The sequence below is a fragment of the Puniceibacterium confluentis genome, assembly GCF_007923445.1.
In the GTDB taxonomy this organism is placed as follows: Bacteria; Pseudomonadota; Alphaproteobacteria; order Rhodobacterales; family Rhodobacteraceae; genus Puniceibacterium; species Puniceibacterium confluentis.
This window is the reverse complement of record NZ_VOJI01000003.1, coordinates 203,808-219,750: the sequence shown is the minus strand read 5'-3', so window position 1 is coordinate 219,750 and position 15,943 is coordinate 203,808. Positions and strand designations below refer to the sequence as shown.

At 64.1% G+C, this 15,943-nt stretch carries 17 protein-coding genes and 1 tRNA gene; 10 read left to right on the top strand and 8 right to left on the bottom strand.

Annotated elements, in window-relative coordinates; genetic code table 11:
- Positions 1-33: 33 nt before the first annotated feature.
- Positions 34-297: a hypothetical protein gene (locus FOY53_RS24045; protein ID WP_222435223.1), complete on the top strand. Its 264-nt coding sequence runs from the start codon at positions 34-36 to the stop codon at positions 295-297.
- Positions 298-319: 22 nt separating this feature from the next.
- On the opposite strand, the gene FOY53_RS05385 is transcribed toward FOY53_RS24045, so the two are convergent.
- The gene (locus FOY53_RS05385; protein ID WP_146586491.1) at positions 320-952 is read right to left on the bottom strand and encodes a TetR family transcriptional regulator C-terminal domain-containing protein; all 633 of its coding nucleotides are present in this window, start codon (positions 950-952) and stop codon (positions 320-322) included.
- A 189-nt stretch (positions 953-1,141) separates the two neighbouring features.
- On the opposite strand from FOY53_RS05385, the gene FOY53_RS05380 reads away from it, so the two are divergent.
- Genes FOY53_RS05380 through FOY53_RS05345 form a run of 8 tightly spaced genes read left to right on the top strand, consistent with a single transcriptional unit; the run spans position 1,142 to position 8,105 of the window.
- Positions 1,142-2,392 carry a Zn-dependent hydrolase gene (locus tag FOY53_RS05380; RefSeq protein WP_146586489.1) on the top strand — a complete coding sequence of 417 codons (1,251 nt, stop codon included), beginning with the start codon at positions 1,142-1,144 and terminating at the stop codon, positions 2,390-2,392.
- A complete protein-coding gene (locus tag FOY53_RS05375) occupies positions 2,389-2,628 on the top strand; it encodes a hypothetical protein (protein WP_146586487.1) in 240 nt (79 codons plus the stop codon). Before FOY53_RS05380 ends, FOY53_RS05375 begins: the two co-directional genes overlap by 4 nt.
- 24 nt (positions 2,629-2,652) lie before the next feature.
- On the top strand, positions 2,653-4,107 hold the full coding sequence (hydA, locus tag FOY53_RS05370; protein WP_146586485.1) for a dihydropyrimidinase: 1,455 nt from the start codon (positions 2,653-2,655) through the stop codon (positions 4,105-4,107).
- Positions 4,108-4,121: 14 nt separating this feature from the next.
- On the top strand, positions 4,122-4,919 hold the full coding sequence (locus FOY53_RS05365) for an ABC transporter ATP-binding protein (RefSeq protein WP_146586483.1): 798 nt from the start codon (positions 4,122-4,124) through the stop codon (positions 4,917-4,919).
- Positions 4,919-5,371: a GNAT family N-acetyltransferase gene (locus FOY53_RS05360; RefSeq protein ID WP_146586481.1), complete on the top strand. Its 453-nt coding sequence runs from the start codon at positions 4,919-4,921 to the stop codon at positions 5,369-5,371. Before FOY53_RS05365 ends, FOY53_RS05360 begins: the two co-directional genes overlap by 1 nt.
- Positions 5,368-6,228, top strand: coding sequence for an ABC transporter permease (locus FOY53_RS05355; protein WP_146586479.1), 861 nt, complete (start codon positions 5,368-5,370; stop codon positions 6,226-6,228). Before FOY53_RS05360 ends, FOY53_RS05355 begins: the two co-directional genes overlap by 4 nt.
- Entirely contained in the window at positions 6,225-7,070 is an 846-nt protein-coding gene (locus tag FOY53_RS05350; RefSeq protein ID WP_146586477.1) for an ABC transporter permease, read from the top strand. Before FOY53_RS05355 ends, FOY53_RS05350 begins: the two co-directional genes overlap by 4 nt.
- Positions 7,071-7,103: 33 nt before the next feature.
- Positions 7,104-8,105, top strand: a complete 1,002-nt coding sequence (locus FOY53_RS05345) for an ABC transporter substrate-binding protein (RefSeq protein ID WP_372834424.1) — start codon at positions 7,104-7,106, stop codon at positions 8,103-8,105.
- 255 nt (positions 8,106-8,360) lie between these two features.
- Here the strand turns inward: FOY53_RS05345 and FOY53_RS05340 are convergent, their stop codons facing one another.
- The 4 genes from FOY53_RS05340 to FOY53_RS05325 all read right to left on the bottom strand — a co-directional run bounded on the left by FOY53_RS05340 (position 8,361) and on the right by FOY53_RS05325 (position 12,804).
- On the bottom strand, positions 8,361-9,476 hold the full coding sequence (locus FOY53_RS05340) for an amidohydrolase family protein (protein ID WP_186766518.1): 1,116 nt from the start codon (positions 9,474-9,476) through the stop codon (positions 8,361-8,363).
- Between the two features lie 234 nt (positions 9,477-9,710).
- On the bottom strand, positions 9,711-10,418 hold the full coding sequence (locus FOY53_RS05335) for a DUF1045 domain-containing protein (protein ID WP_146586473.1): 708 nt from the start codon (positions 10,416-10,418) through the stop codon (positions 9,711-9,713).
- Positions 10,419-10,566: 148 nt separating this feature from the next.
- Positions 10,567-11,775, bottom strand: coding sequence for a winged helix-turn-helix domain-containing protein (locus FOY53_RS05330; protein ID WP_146586471.1), 1,209 nt, complete (start codon positions 11,773-11,775; stop codon positions 10,567-10,569).
- A 3-nt stretch (positions 11,776-11,778) separates the two neighbouring features.
- Positions 11,779-12,804, bottom strand: coding sequence for a LacI family DNA-binding transcriptional regulator (locus FOY53_RS05325; protein WP_146586469.1), 1,026 nt, complete (start codon positions 12,802-12,804; stop codon positions 11,779-11,781).
- A gap of 355 nt (positions 12,805-13,159) precedes the next feature.
- On the opposite strand from FOY53_RS05325, the gene FOY53_RS05320 reads away from it, so the two are divergent.
- Positions 13,160-13,236 (top strand) — tRNA-Arg (locus tag FOY53_RS05320).
- Positions 13,237-13,496: 260 nt separating this feature from the next.
- On the opposite strand, the gene FOY53_RS05315 is transcribed toward FOY53_RS05320, so the two are convergent.
- The 3 genes from FOY53_RS05315 to FOY53_RS05305 all read right to left on the bottom strand — a co-directional run bounded on the left by FOY53_RS05315 (position 13,497) and on the right by FOY53_RS05305 (position 15,747).
- Positions 13,497-14,714, bottom strand: coding sequence for an AGE family epimerase/isomerase (locus FOY53_RS05315; RefSeq protein ID WP_146586467.1), 1,218 nt, complete (start codon positions 14,712-14,714; stop codon positions 13,497-13,499).
- A gap of 66 nt (positions 14,715-14,780) precedes the next feature.
- Complete coding sequence (locus tag FOY53_RS05310; RefSeq protein ID WP_146586465.1) at positions 14,781-15,485, bottom strand: winged helix-turn-helix domain-containing protein; 705 nt, start codon at positions 15,483-15,485, stop codon at positions 14,781-14,783.
- Positions 15,457-15,747 (bottom strand): hypothetical protein, encoded by a 291-nt coding sequence (locus FOY53_RS05305; protein ID WP_146586463.1) that lies wholly within the window; start codon positions 15,745-15,747, stop codon positions 15,457-15,459. The genes FOY53_RS05310 and FOY53_RS05305 overlap by 29 nt, the downstream gene beginning before the upstream one ends.
- Between the last annotated feature and the right edge of the window lie 196 nt (positions 15,748-15,943).

The window sequence follows — 15,943 nt, the reverse complement described above, 5'->3', positions numbered from 1 at the left end:
TTTGCCTCAGCAGATGACGCGAAGCTGTCCATCGTGGCAGATGACCAAGTACTGGTCGCTGCAAGTGATGAGGTGAAACCCGCGTCTTTGCACTTCGGCAATGAAGGTCGCGCGACCGACTTCGCGGTGGACATCACGTATCTTACGCCGGACCACTCCGCCATTTTTGGCGGCATTGGCGGAAAAAATTCGGGCCAACCAGGCATGATTGATCCGCCCGGAGTTTTGCAGCTGCATGATCTGCGAATGTGGTGGTGCCTGCCCGTCCATAACGAGACCCTAAACGCACAAACCTAAACAGCCAGTAAACCCCGGTCGCTCATTCGGCGGAAAGCAATGTTCGGAACATGGTCTCGACATGCTGCATCGCCGTGTCCCAGGCAACAGCTGAGTCGGGCATGAGGACCTGAACCTGGGCTTCGAAATCGGCATAGTGCTGGGTGATCGCCCAGATGGAGAAGATCAGATGCCCGGGGTCCATCGGCGTCAGTTTGCCGGCTTGCATCCAGATCCGGATCAAGGCGCATTTCTCGTCGAAAAGCGGCTTCAGGCGCTGGTTGAGATCAGGTCCGATGCGCGGCGCGCCCTGGATGATCTCATTGGCAAACAGTCGGCTTTCGCGGGGATAAGTGCGGCTCATCTGCATCTTGCGGCGAATGTAGCCCAGCAACTCTTCCAGCGGCTCGCCGTCCGGGTCCATGACTTCCAGCGGCGCAAGCCACTCTGCCATCAGGGCGCTCAGCAGCTCGACATGAATGGCTTCCTTGTTGTCAAAGTAGTAGAGCATGTTGGGCTTGGACAGACCGGCTGCCTCGGCAATCTGGTCAAGTGTCGCGCCGCGGAAACCATGCTGCGAAAACACGTCCAGAGCGGCCTCGAGGATCTTGCGGCGGTTTCGCAGCTGGATGCGGCTGGGCTTTTTTTCGGCACGCGCGTCAACGGACTGTGGCATCGGTCTCTCCGGTGTGCCGCCCGACCGGGCAGGCTGAAAATTTGCACGCGGGATGCCCGGGATGTGGCCCAAGTCAGTCCTTGACAGTGGTTCGTCGCATTGCAATCGTGGCTTGACCAAATGGTAAAAAACATCTCCGGCGGTGGCAAGTGTTTCCGCCTGCGAGACGACAGAGACTGGGGAACAACGATGGCGGCACCGGGGGAGAACCTGCGGATCAACGGCGACCGGCTGTGGAACAGCCTGATGGACATGGCCAAGATTGGCCCGGGTGTGGCCGGGGGCAACAATCGCCAGACCCTGACCGACGCCGATGCCGAGGCTCGCGCCCTGTTCCGCTCATGGTGCGAGGAAGCGGGCTGTACCATGGGGCTGGATGCGATGGGCAACATGTTCGCGGCCCGTGCCGGAACCGATCCCCAGGCGTTGCCGGTGTATGTCGGCTCGCATCTGGACACCCAGCCTACCGGTGGCAAGTACGACGGCGTTCTGGGGGTTCTGGGCGGGCTCGAAATCCTGCGGACAATGAACGACCTGGGCATCAAGACCAGACATCCCGTCGTGGTGACCAACTGGACCAACGAGGAAGGCACCCGCTTTGCGCCGGCGATGCTCGCCTCCGGAGTATTTGCCGGAGTACATGACCAGTCCTGGGCCGAGGCGCGTGAGGATGCGACTGGCAAGACCTTCGGCGCCGAGCTGGACCGGATCGGCTGGCGCGGCGACGAACCGGTGGGCGCGCGGAAAATGCACGCTTTCTTTGAACTGCATATCGAACAGGGCCCAATTCTCGAGGCCGAGGGCAAGGACATCGGCGTTGTCACCCATGGTCAGGGGCTGTCCTGGACCCAGGTGACGATCACCGGCAAGGAGGCCCACACCGGATCGACCCCGATGCCGATGCGGCGCAATGCAGGGTTGGGCATGGCCCGGGTTCTGGAGGCGGTCGAAACCATCGCCCGGGCGCACGGGCCCCATGCGGTGGGCGCTGCCGGGCATATCGATGTTTACCCCAACTCGCGCAACGTGATCCCCGGCAAGGTGGTGTTTACCGTCGATTTCCGGTCGCCGGACCTGGCGGTCATTCAGGACATGGAAACGCAGATGAAGGAGCAGGCTCGGAAAATCTGCGAGGACATGCAGCTTGAAGTCTCGTTCGAAAAGGTTGGCGGCTTCGACCCGGTGACCTTTGATCCGGGCTGTGTCGCGGCGGTGCGGGCGGCGGCCGAACGCCTGGGGTATTCGCACCGCAACATCATCTCGGGGGCGGGGCATGACGCCTGCTGGATCAATCAGGTGGCACCGACGGCCATGATCATGTGCCCCTGCGTCGACGGGCTCAGCCACAACGAGGCTGAAGAGATCACCAAAGAGTGGGCTGCGGCAGGCGCGGATGTGCTGATGCATGCGGTGATCGAGACGGCAGAGGTCATCACGTGAACCGCGCGGTCCTGTTTGCCAGCCTTGTTCTGATCGCCGGCTGCACCGGCACCGGAACGCCGGAAGGCATCGACCGGGTGCGCGCCGCGGATGGGTCGCTGATTGTCAGGGACACGGTCGGCGCGTCGCTGGTGGTCGATCCGAATGGCTGCCAGACGGTGGTTCCGGCGGATGGCGGCCCGCCGCAAAAGGTCCTGGGCGCTGATGGCGCGCCGGCCTGCCTGAATGAACAGTAAGACAATCCGACAGGGAGAGACCCCATGAGCAAAGTCATCAAGAACGGCACCATCGTGACCGCGGATCTGACCTACAAGGCGGATGTACTGATCGAGAATGGCGTGATCACTGAAATCGGCAGGGATCTCAGCGGCGACGAGGTGCTGGACGCAACCGGATGTTTTGTCATGCCGGGCGGAATCGACCCGCATGTCCACCTCGAGATGCCGTTCATGGGAACCTATTCCAGCGATGATTTCGAAAGCGGCACCCGCGCGGCACTGTCGGGGGGCACGACGATGGTGGTCGATTTCTGCCTGCCGTCGCCGGGGCAGGGTCTGCTGGACGGGTTGCAGATGTGGGACAACAAATCGACCCGGGCGAACTGTGACTATTCCTTTCACATGGCGGTCACCTGGTGGGGTGAACAGGTTTTCAACGAGATGGAAACCGTCGTAAAAGAGCGCGGAATCAATACCTTCAAGCATTTCATGGCCTACAAGGGCGCGCTGATGGTCAATGATGACGAGATGTATGCATCCTTCAAGCGCTGCGCCGAGCTGGGGGCAATTCCGCTGGTGCACGCCGAAAACGGCGATGTGGTGGCCGAACTGTCGGCCCAGCTTCTGGCTGCCGGCAACAACGGGCCCGAGGCGCACGCCTATTCGCGCCCGCCACAGGTCGAGGGCGAGGCGACGAACCGGGCGATCATGATCGCCGATATGGCGGGGGTGCCGCTCTACGTGGTGCACACCTCTTGCGAGGAAAGCCACGAGGCGATCCGCCGCGCCCGGATGCAGGGCAAGCGGGTCTGGGGCGAGCCGCTGATCCAGCATCTGACTCTGGACGAGTCAGAGTACCTCAACCCCGACTGGGACCATGCCGCGCGCCGGGTGATGTCGCCGCCGTTCCGCAACAAGCAGCATCAGGACAGCCTGTGGGCCGGTCTGCAATCGGGGTCGCTGTCGGTGGTGGCAACGGACCATTGCGCCTTTACCACCGAGCAGAAACGCTTTGGTGTCGGTGACTTCACCAAGATCCCGAACGGCACCGGCGGGCTCGAGGACCGCTTGCCGATGCTCTGGACCTACGGTGTCAGCACCGGGCGGCTGACGCCGAATGAATTTGTCGCCGTGACCTCGACCAATATTGCCAAGATCCTGAACGTCTATCCCAAGAAGGGCGCGATTCTGGTCGGAGCGGATGCGGATATCGTGGTTCTGGACCCGGAGAAGGAAAAGACGATAACTGCCGCCAGCCAGCAATCGGCCATTGATTACAACGTGTTCGAGGGCAAGCACGTCAAGGGACTGCCGCGTTATACCCTGACCCGGGGCAAGGTCGCGGTCATGGATGGCGAAGTGCGCACGGAATCGGGCCATGGCAAGTTCGTGCCGCGCGATCCTGCCGGGCCGGTCAGCCGGGCGCTGTCATCCTGGAAGGAACTGACCGCGCCGCGCAAGGTGGAACGGACCGGCATTCCGGCAACCGGGGTGTGAGCGGCGCAGACGCAATGGCGGTGGAAACAAAAACAGCGGCCGGGGCGGTGATCTCGGCGCGCGGGGTGGATCTGACGTTTCAGACCAGTGACGGGCCGGTGCACGCCCTGCGCGATGTCTCGCTCGACATCGGCAAGGGGGATTTTGTCAGCTTCATTGGGCCGTCGGGCTGTGGCAAGACCACGTTCCTGCGGGTGATGGCGGATCTCGAAACGCCGACAGCCGGCGAGATTCTGGTGAACGGCGTCACGCCGCAGGAGGCGCGGCGCGCACGGGCCTATGGCTATGTGTTTCAGGCGGCCGGGCTGTATCCCTGGCGCACGATCGGGGGAAACATCCGGCTGCCGCTGGAAATAATGGGCTATTCCCGCGCCGAGCAGGCCAGCCGTGTGACCCGGGTCCTGGAACTGGTCGAACTCGCCGGATTCGAGAAGAAATTCCCCTGGCAGTTGTCTGGCGGCATGCAGCAGCGGGCGAGCATTGCGCGGGCGCTGGCGTTCGACGCCGACCTTCTGCTGATGGACGAACCTTTCGGAGCGCTGGACGAGATCGTGCGCGATCATCTCAACGAACAGCTTCTGGCGCTGTGGAAGCGCACCGGCAAGACCATCGCCTTTGTCACCCATTCGATTCCGGAAGCGGTCTATCTCAGCACTAGGATTGTCGTGATGTCACCCCGCCCCGGGCGGATCACCGATGTGATCGACAGTCCTTTGCCGCGTGACCGGCCGTTGGAGATACGCGATTCGCCGGAGTTCATCGAGATAGCGCACCGCGTCCGCGAAGGACTGCGCGCGGGAACCACGCAGTGATGCCGCGACGCGCCGTACCGCAGGACGTGCCTGCAATGGCCGGAATCGTGAACGCCTGGATCGACGCCACGCCCTGGATGCCGAGGGATCTGCCCGCAGGGCAGATCAAGGCGCTGATCGCCAGGGGGATGGCACTGCGCGAAATGTGGGTGATTGGCGATCCGGTCGAGGGCTATATCTCGATCGAGAGCAAAATCGCGCATATCTGGGGGTTCTATTGCGCGCGGACGGGCCAGGGGCTGGGCAAACGGCTGATGGACCGTGCCAAGGCGGGGCGGGCCTACCTGTCGCTGAACACCCATCTGCCGAATCTCGGCGCGCAAAGGTTCTATGCCCGCGAAGGCTTTGAGACGGTGGCAGAGCAAGAGCCGGATCCCGTCGCCACGCTCGGCCCGACAGCGGATCGGGTGTCCACCGGCATCCGCGAATTGCGGATGGAGTGGCGGCGATGAAATCCATCCTTCCTGTTCTGACGGTTGTCGGCGCGATCTTCGTGATCTGGTACGCTGCGGCCGTCTGGCTGAATGCGCCCTGGAGCCGGGACGTGGCGGCGCGGGCGGACGTGACACTGGACCTGCCGGAACTGGTGGCAGACACCTGGGCACAGGACAAACCCAAGCTGCCGGCGCCGCACCAGGTGGCGGTCGAACTGTGGGACACGGTGGTGGACAAGAAGATCACCTCGAAACGCAGCCTGGTCTATCACTCCTGGATCACGCTGAGCGCGACGCTTCTGGGCTTTGCGCTGGGGACGGCGCTGGGATTCGCGCTGGCGCTGGGCATCGTGTACAACCGGGTGATGGACATGAGCGTGATGCCGTGGGTGATTGCCAGCCAGACCATCCCGATTCTTGCCATTGCACCGATGATCATCGTCGTTCTGAACGCGGTGGGGCTGTCGGGACTGCTGCCCAAGGCGATGATCAGCATGTATCTGTCGTTCTTTCCCATCGTCGTCGGCATGGTCAAGGGGCTGCGCAGCCCGGATGCGATGCAGCTTGACCAGATGCGGACCTGGAACGCCTCGCGCCTGCAGGAACTGCTCAGACTGCGGCTGCCGTCGTCGATGCCCTATCTGTTCACCTCGATGAAGGTTGCCATGGCCGCCTCGCTGGTGGGGGCCATCGTCGGCGAACTGCCGACCGGGGCGGTGGCGGGGCTGGGGGCGCGGCTGCTGGCCGGGTCGTATTACGGCCAGACGATCCAGATCTGGTCGGCGCTGATCATGGCGGCGGTGCTGGCGGCAGCCGCCGTGGCGCTGATCGGGCTGGTGCAGCGGCTGGTTCTGAAACGGATGGGCATGGCATGATCTGGCTTGCGCTTGGCATCGCGGTATGGGGCGTCGGCTGGGCGCTGAACGTCTGGCTGGCAGCACGGACAGAGTCGGCGGCCAGCAGTCTGGCGGTGCCTCTGATCTTTGGCCTGACGCTGATCGTGTTGTGGGAATGTCTGGTGCGCGGCCTGGGGATTTCGCCGGTGCTGCTGCCGCCACCAACCGCCATCGCGGCGCGGGTGGCCTCTTCGACCGGGGTGCTGTGGGAAGACTTTGTCCAGACGGTGATCAAGGGCGCACTGAGCGGTTATGTGATCGGCTGTCTTGCCGCCTTTGGCGTGGCGCTCCTGGCGGACCGGTTCGTATTCCTGCGCCGCGGGCTGCTGCCGGTGGGCAACTTTGTCGCCGCACTGCCGATCATCGGCCTGGCTCCGATCATGGTGATGTGGTTCGGCTTTGACTGGCAGTCCAAGGCGGCGATTGTGGTGGTGATGGTGTTCTTTCCGATGCTGGTGAACACGGTAGCGGGTCTGCTGGCCGCCGACACCATGCAGCGCGATCTGATGCGCACCTACGCCGCGGGTTACTGGACCACCTTGGTCAAGCTGCGGCTGCCGGCCGCGATGCCGTTCATCTTCAACGGGTTGAAGATTGGCACCACGCTGGCGCTGATCGGGGCGATTGTCGCCGAATTCTTCGGTTCGCCGATCCGCGGCATGGGGTTCCGCATCTCGACCTCGGTCGGCCAGCTTGCGCTGGATCTGGTCTGGGCGGAAATCCTTGTGGCGGCGGTGGCCGGTTCGGCGTTTTATGGGGCTGTCGCGCTGATCGAACGCGCGGTGACCTTCTGGCACCCGTCCCAGAGAGGACGGGCATGATAACATGACAACAGGATCAACATGGAGGATCTGATGACACACCGTAATATTATGGGACGTGCAAGGACGGCTCTTGCGGCCTCGGCAGCTCTGGCGCTGGGGGCCGGGGCGGCGCAGGCGGCGGACGACCTGACGCTGCAGCTCAAGTGGGTGACCCAGGCGCAGTTCGGCGGTTACTACGTGGCGCTGGACAAGGGGTTTTACGAAGAAGAGGATCTGAACGTCACGATCAAGCCGGGCGGGCCCGACATCGCCCCGGTGCAGGTCCTGCTGGGTGGCGGCGCGGATGTGATGGTGGACTGGCTGCCCTCCGCCCTGGCGGCCCGCGAAAAAGGTGCGCCAATCGTCAACATCGCGCAGCCCTTTGCCAAGTCGGGCCTGATGCTGACCTGCCTCAAGGAGCATGGCATCACCTCGCCCGCCGATTTTCCCGGGCACACGCTGGGCACCTGGTTCTTTGGCAACGAGATCCCGCTGTTTTCCTGGATGGGCAAGCTGGGGTATGCCACCGACGGTTCCGAGGGCGGGGTGACGATCCAGAAGATCAACTTCAACGTCGACCCCCTGCTGCAAAAGCAGGTCGAATGCGCCACCACCATGACCTACAACGAATACTGGCAGGTGATCGATGCGGGTCTGACACCGGACGATCTGGTGGTGTTCAAGTATGAGGACGAGGGCATCTCGACGCTGGAAGACGGGCTCTACACCACCGAGGAAAAGCTGGCCGATCCGGCCGAGGTCGACAAGCTCGTGCGCTTTGTGCGCGCCTCGATGAAGGGCTGGAAATATGCCGAAGAGAACCCGGACGAGGCGGCAGAAATCGTGCTGGAGAACGATTCGACCGGGGCCCAGACCGAAGAGCACCAGAAACGGATGATGGGCGAAATTGCCAAACTGACCATGGGTTCGGACGGCAAGCTGGACGAGGCGGCGTTCGAACGCTCCGCCGAGATCACCCTGGAGGGCGGGATGATCACCGCGATGCCGGACGGGGCATTTACCCATGACATCACGGACAAGGCGCTGAACTGAGCGCTGAACTGAACCCCGGCTTTGGTGGCTTGGTACAGGCGGCATAGGACCGGGGCCGCCTTGCACAACAAAAATGAGGGGTGGCCTGAGCCACCCCTCGGTTTTGAAAAGGTTTTTTTGAAATATGCTGTGCCCGGGGGACATTCGGGCTTATTGCGATCACTCACGCTGGCACAGGGATAGGCCGGAGTCGTGACGCTTGCGTGACGCAGGCGTGACGGCTTTGCGATATTGCGGACTGTCGGTGCGGTGGTTCTATTCGGCGGCCATCGCCATGTCGGCACGGGCACCCAGAAACCGGGTGGCGGCCAGGCCCGACAGATGCGAGATCCGACCGCCACAGAGCGTTGCCTCGACCTGCCGCGTCGCACGGCTGACGATTGCCAGATCAGCACGACGGCCATAGTCGATCACACCGCGGTCATGCAGGCGCAGTATTTCCGCGGGCCTCTGCGAAATCAACGCCCAGGCGGCCGGCAGCGGCATCACACCCCTGATCGCCAGTTGGAACGCCGCCGCCGACAGTGCCGGATAGGACAGGTCGGACACCAGTGCGTCACACAGGCGGGCGCGGATCAAGTCAGTCACTGGCAGGGCCGGGCCCGGCGAGGTCACGCCACTTGCGCGCAGCAGCACCGGGTCACCCACAGCCCGGGCGAGTGCGGCGGCGGCGCGTCGGGTCGGGCAGGTGCAAACCTTGGCACCGATCATCGAAAACGTTTCGCGGGTCTCACCGTCGGGATCTTCAAAACTGCCATAGGTCACGCCAAGAGTGTCGAAGGCCTCGGCCAGACGGCAGAGATAGCGCGGGACGGCGGATTTCTGTGCCTCGGCACGGTGCAGCCGGGCGCGTTCGTCCGGTCTTGGGTCAGGATGCAGAAGCGCCTGGGGCAGGGAATTGCGGAACACCACCTGGTCGACCTGAAAGCGGCGCACAGCCTCGAGCAGCCGATCGGCACTGTCGACCGTGTGGGTTTCGCAGGCGATCTGGATGCGCAGGTCGCTGAGCGCCTGGGCCCGGTACGCGGCCAGCGCGGACATCAGCGCCTCGGCGGCGGCGGGGCTGTGCGGTCCCTGTTCGGCCCAGCTCCAGTTCTGCGACAGCCAGGCCGTGGTGACGCCGTTGGCCGCGGCGGCCTGATCGGTGGCCCGCAGCGCGGTGCTGTGCGACTGGCCGGATATGACATGGCGCAGAAAGTCCGCTCCGTGCAGGTCAATGATGCCCGGCAGGATGAAATAGCCCCGCAGGTCGACCTCGGGCAGCGGCCCCTTCGTAATGCGCCCGTCCTCGATCGCCACCGAGCGGTTGACCATCTTGCCGTCGCGCAGGACGGACGCGCCGGTCAGGCGAAGGGAGAGCGGAGCGGTCATCATCCGTAGTGGCCCGGGGTTGCATGGTTTTGCCCTGACTACCGCAGGAATGTATCGCACACATGACATTCCTCCGGCCAAGCCGTTGGGTTCAAGTCGAATTACCCGGAAGCGCTACCGACGGTCGCCCAGCGTCAGCGGGGTCGGCTTGCGCTGGTATCGACCCGCAGCGCCGTGCCCCGGTGCAGCCGCAGTTGCGGTGCCCGCGTGGCATCCGCCCCGGTCACCTGGGCGTCAGACGTGTTGTTTGCGTGGCTGGCCGCTCAGGGGAATGCGGCGGATTTCGTGAAAGCGGCCATCAGCGGCCTCGGCGCAGAGCGTCAGAGCATCCAGGTGGAAAGGATCGGGCAACAGCGGGTCGAGCAGCGGGCGCAGGGCGGCATCGGTCCGGGCCAGATGCCCGGCTGACATCCTGCCGGTCAGGGTGATGTGAAAGCGGAAGGCCTCCATCACGTAGGGATAACCATAAAGCTCCAACAACTCGCCTTGTCGTGCCGTGAGGCGTGCGCCCTTGCGGCGGGCAAGCTCGGCGGCCTCGACGGGTGCACGGAATCCGTCGAACTGATGCACGACACTGGCGGCAAGCTCCGAGAGCGCGAAGGTGTCGCCGACCGGGGTCAGCGCGAGAAAGCTGCCCAGACGGGACAGCACCAGCCCGTCGAGAGCGACGGGTGGGTGCTGTGCGCAGAACGTGCTGAGGGCGGTTTCAAGCTGTTTTTCCGTGCGGCCTTCGGCAAGGCGGAAGGGCGGCTTGATGGTGCCATGCAGTCCGTATTTGCGCGGCGCTGCGGTCAAGGCGTCGACAGGAGCGGGCAGGTCGGGCACCTCGGGTGGGTCCAGCGACCGGCGGCCCGCGGCGTCCCAGCCCAGCCAGGCAGCGCCAAAGGTGGCGAGCGGGCCGGGCGGCAGGGTCAAGTAGATGGCATAGCGGGTATAACGCATGGGCGGCTCCGGGAAATGGGACGGTGGCGCAGGGATGCCACAGCGGCAGCAGGGGGGGAATGGGTTTGTCCGAGGGACGGGGCTGGCCTGCGCGTTGGTGGCCCTTGGGCGGTCGCTGCGGCACACTCTGGCCGCAGCTGGATCGGTGTCAGGAGCGGGGACAGCGCAGCCAGTCCGGCTGAAACGCCAGCGCATCCAGCCCCGCAAACCGTTGCACGCGGCGCAGTTCGGCGGTCAGCCGACGCTGACGCGCGCCGTTCCACTTTATCCCGGCTTCCGGCCACAGGGCGCTGACGTTCAGGGTCGAAGTGGTGCGGTCGGCTTTCATGTCGATGCGCCCGACCAGCCGCTCACCGTCGAGCAGCGGAAAGACATAGTAACCGTAGCGGCGCTTGGCGGCAGGTGTGAACACTTCGATCCGGTAGTGATAGCCGAACAGACGCTCGGTACGGGCGCGGTCGCGCAGGGCCGGATCAAAGGGGCTGAGCACGCGCAGACGGTTTGGCGGGGTGGGCGCCTGCCGGGCCTGCTCCAGCACGTCCGGGCGGGCGAGGTGGCGGCGGTATCTGCCGTCGGCACTTTGCACCTCGATCTCCATCACCCCGGCGCGGGCCAGCTGATCCTGCGCCCAGGCGCGCGCTTCGGCCGGGGTCACGATGTCCCAGAATGCCGCCAGTTCGCCCGGCGTGGCAAAGCCGAGCCGGTCGAGCGCACCGGCGCAGAGCCAGTCGATGCTCTGTGCGGGGTCCGGCGGCGCGCTGTGCCGCGCCTGGGGGATGACACGTGTGCTGAGATCGAAGAATTTGCGGAAATTCTCACGGTGGCAGATCGCGAGATCGCCGGTGCGCCAGAGGAACTCCAGCGCGGTCTTGGACGGATGCCAGTCCCACCAGCCGCCGGAGGTGCGCGCCTCTCCCGCACCGACATCCGCCGAGCAGACCGGGCCATGGGCCGCGATCTGCGCCAGAACGCTGTCGAATTTTTCCTCGAACCCGGCGCGGCGGTCGGTCTGCCAGCGGGCGCGCATCGCCGCGGCGTTGCGGGCAAAACGCAGGTGCCAGTGCGGGTAGAACGCGGTCGGGATGATCGCCGCGTCATGGGTCCATTGTTCGAACAGGGTTCGGTCGCGTTCCAGCAGCGGCGGCAGGTGGTGGGGACGGTAGGTCGCGCGACGCGCGAACAGGATCATGTGGTGGGCGCGTTCCACCGTATTGATGCTGTCGACCTGGACAAAGCCCAGACGCTCGATCAGCGCCAGCAGATCGGTGCCGCGGGACGGGCCGGTGGGAGCTTCGGCAAGCGCGTGACAATGCAGAAACAGCCGACGCGCGGCGCGGTTGTCCAGCGTCGGGATCACGGCTCAGCGCCGTTTCAGCGTGTCGCCATAGGTGATTGTCGGGGTCAGTTCGGTGATCTTCTGATACGGCGCGTCGGGGTTTTCGACCCGGTTGGCGATGATCTGTGCCGCGGTGGTGCCGATTTCCAGCCGACAGGCGTCCATCGTCGCCAGCTGGCGCGGCAGACCCTGCAGCAGTTCGACGCCGTTAAAGCCGGCAAGTCCGATCTGGCCCGGGATGTCGATTCCCTGCTCCAGCAGGTAAAGCAAGCCGCCCGCACCGATCATGTCATTGGAGTAATACAGGAAATCCAGTTCCGGATTGCGCTGCAACATGTCGCGCGTCATCTCCCGGCCCTTGGCCAGAGCCGAGCCGCCGGAATAGAATTCCTGATCCTGGATTTCGATCCCGCCCTTGGCCAGCGCCTCGGTAAAGCCCTCAAAGCGTTTGCGGGCGCGGTGATCGAGCGGCATCTTGGTGCCCATAAAGCCGATCTGTTCATACCCGGCCTTCAGGATCGCCTGTGCCATCATGCGACCGGCGCGGCGGTGCGAGATGCCGACCATGGCGTCGACGGGCGTGCCATCGACATCCATGATTTCGACCACCGGAATGCCGCTTGCCTTGAGCATGGCCCGCGAGGGGTCGGTGCGTTCCAGCCCGGCGATGATCACACCCGAGGGACGCCACGACAGCATCTCGTAGAGCACGCGCTCTTCCTTCTCGGGAAGATAGTCGGTCACCCCGAAAACCGGTTGCAGGTCGGTCTGTTCCAACACCCGGCTGATGCCGGTCATGACCTCGGGAAAGACCATGTTGGACAGCGACGGGATGATCACCGCCACCAGATTGACCCGCTGGCTGGCAAGCGCACCGGCGATCTTGTTGGGCACGTAACCCAGCGTCTTGGCCGCTTCGAGCACCCGTTCGCGCGTGGCCAGTGAAACATCGCCGCGGTTGCGCAGCACGCGGCTGACGGTCATTTCCGAAACGCCGGAGGCTTCGGAAACATCACGGAGGGTAAGCGGGCGGGTGTCGTCCTGGGCCACGGTTCGGGTGTCCTGTTTCTGCTCTGCTATGACGTTAACGTAATGGGTTGCGCGGACACAAGATATTCCGCCATCCGGGCGTGGTGACAGGGTGTGATACTTTGCCTCTTTGCCGGGTGATCCGTCCGCGCCGGGCTGCGTTGCGGTTCCGCGCTGGCACAGCGGCCCAGAAAACCGATGCCGGGCGCGTTGTACTGGTGACAGGGCACTCTTGCCCGGCTAAAAGACCGGCGCGTGGTTCCCGGTTTCAACACGTCCGCGATGCCGGTTCATCGTGATGGTGCCGGAGCCAGAGGACAGAAAGGCGAAGACGGTTCTTGCGCAGACCAGACTTCGGACCGTATGACGCAATAATGGCCCCGTGGCTCAACTGGATAGAGCAATCCCCTCCTAAGGGATAGGTTGCAGGTTCAAGTCCTGCCGGGGTCACCATACAAACCAACAACTTAGCCTGCATTCGGGGTTTTCCGTCTGGTTCGTTGAACCTAGGACAGCCCGCCATACGCTCATCAACCCGCTGAAACGGCAGGATGCAGAGCCAGGTCCCGTCAGGGGCGTCGTCTCCCTTGTTTTTGCGGGATATACTTTACCCGACGACCTGAGGTGACAAACGGATTTGCACGGCGCGAGTCGATCCGACTACCAGCCGCAGCAGCCTGCAATTTCTGTGCGTCAGAACCCGAGGGGCAGACTCAAGCCATTTGGCCCGCGCGCGGCACGTCCGGCCACAGCCCGGCCCGGGCACCTTCGGTCAGTGCCAGCACAAGGTGATACATCAGCCGGGTCAGCGCCTCTGACCACAGGCTGTTGCCGTCGGCATCCAGCCGGTTGACGAACACCGGGCGGTCCTGGAACCAGCGTTCGAACATCAGGCAAAGCAGAGCGCGGGCGCGGTCTCCTGCCTGCGGATCTCCGGCGGTGTGTCGCAGGGCCAGCATCTTGATCGCTTCGGTCTGGGGCCACAACAGAAAGGTATTTTCAAGCACGGTCCCGGTGGACGAGACCGCGTCGAACGCGGCCCCCTTCAGCGCGCCGTGGCGGGCAAAACCATGGCGTTCGGCGAATTCCATCAACCGGGCGGCCGGGGTGTCGAGTTCGCCGCTGCGGGCAAGACGGGCCTCTTCCAGCAGCAGCCAGGCCCATTCGCACTGGTGGCCGGGTTCGCGACGCAGGCCGTCCGAACCGGGCAGGGGCTGCAATTCGGGGGTGAGGAATTCGGCGATGCTGCCGCTGTCCTGATCCATGAAATGCGCCAGCCCCACCGCGCGCAGCGCAGCGGCACGCTTCAGCCAGATGTCCGCGCCGGTCATGCGAAAGGCTTGCAGGCACGCCTCGTAGAGATGCATGTGCGGGTTCTGAGCGGGCAGTGGGCTGGCGGCGATATCGTCGTTGCGCAGCAGCCCGGTTGCAGGGTCGGTCAGATGTGATTGCAGCGCATCCCAGCACTCGGCAATCCGCCTGTCGGTCTGGGGTGCGGGTGACAGCCGGTTCCACGTGACCAGCCCCAGAATGACAAAGGTGTGGTCGTAACTGCGCGCAGCCGCGTCCGCAGCCTGCCCGGTCGGGCTGCCATCGCGCAGCGCCTTGCAACGGTAAAGACCGGGCGCCTTGCGGAAACGGTCCAGAAACGCGGCCTGCCGACCCGCTGCGGCAATCAACTCCGGATCCCCGGACAGCAGGGCGACATGGGACAGGGTGAACAGGTTGCGGGCCTGCGCGAGCAGCGACTTGCCAGCGGTGACGTCTGGATTTCCGGCGGCATCCAGCGCGTCGAAGACACCCGCGTCGCCATCCTGCACGCGTGCCAGCCAGTCCGGCAGGAAGTCGCTCCAAAACCAGGCGATCCAGTCGGGCGCACTCCGGGGCCGGGTTGGGGACGTGGCGGGATCGTGATCGGTTCGGGTGTGCATGCGGCGCCTCCTGCCCGCCTGATACTAGCATACTGGTATGCCAGTCAATGCGCGGCGGGCGCTGCCTCAGATCACCTCGATCACGGCCTTGTCGATGGCCAGGACATAGCCCTTGCGGGCGATGTTCTTGACCAGAAGTTCGCTGACAAGCTGGTTGCCCAGGCCATCGCGCAACCGCTTGATCCGGGTGGCGCCGGCAGCCTCGTCGCAATCGGGTTCCGGTCGCCCCGAAATCACCGCCTCAATCTGCGCTCCGCTCAGCAATTCGCCGTCCATGCGGGCTTCGGCCAGCACCGCCATGGTTTCCATCATCGCTTCGGTCAGCTTGAACCCCATGGTGTTGAGGTAGACGGTGTTTTCCTCGCGGGAAATGATCAGCGACGAAACCTGGATGCCAGAGCGTTCGATCTGCGCCATGCGCCGGTTGAGCGTCACCAGCATCACCAGAAACACCAGCGCCGCGACCATCAGCGCCGTGGCAAAGACCAGCAGCACAAAGATCACCATGCGGTAGCTGGCCAGAGTCTCGGCAAAGGCGGTGCCGCTTTGTGCGAGAATTTCCAGCAGCTTGATTTCCGCCTGCGCGGTCAGGTCGTCATTTTCGACAAACAGCCGTTCGACCCGGGCATTGAAGGCGCCGGCATCGGGCAGGGTCAGCACCAGCACCACCCCCGCAGTGAAGAGCAGGGTCACGATGGCGGCAATGCCGACGGTCACGATACGGCCGCCTGTACGGCGCGTTTCAGAAGCGGAGGAAGTAGGGTCCGGCACTGGCCTTCCTTTTGTTCAGCCCACTGTCGTCAAAGACAGAGACAACATTGAGCAGAGTCCAGCCCTGATCGGCAAGGCGTGTCTGGAGTTCGGCCTTTGCGGCCTTGTCCGAGCAGGTGCCGCGGAGTTCCGCGACACCGTAGTGCAGGCGCAGGGGGTCGTCCTGCTTGGCCTTGTAATCGGCATAGCAGGCCGCCTGCGCAGACCCGGCTGCGACCAGCGACGGGACTGAAAGGGCGAGGATGAGGGCAAGGGTTTTCATGCTTGCCACGCTGACCGCAATGCCACGGAAATTCAATATCCATGCGAGTTTATGGGGCGGATATCCGATAGCAGGGGGCCGATATTGCCTGACTTCGGCAGGGCGGATCAGGGTTGGTACATCGCCGCGGACCAACCGGAGGTGCGTGACCCTGCAACTGTCCGCAAGCGGACACCCTACGAAATGAAGGAGACCA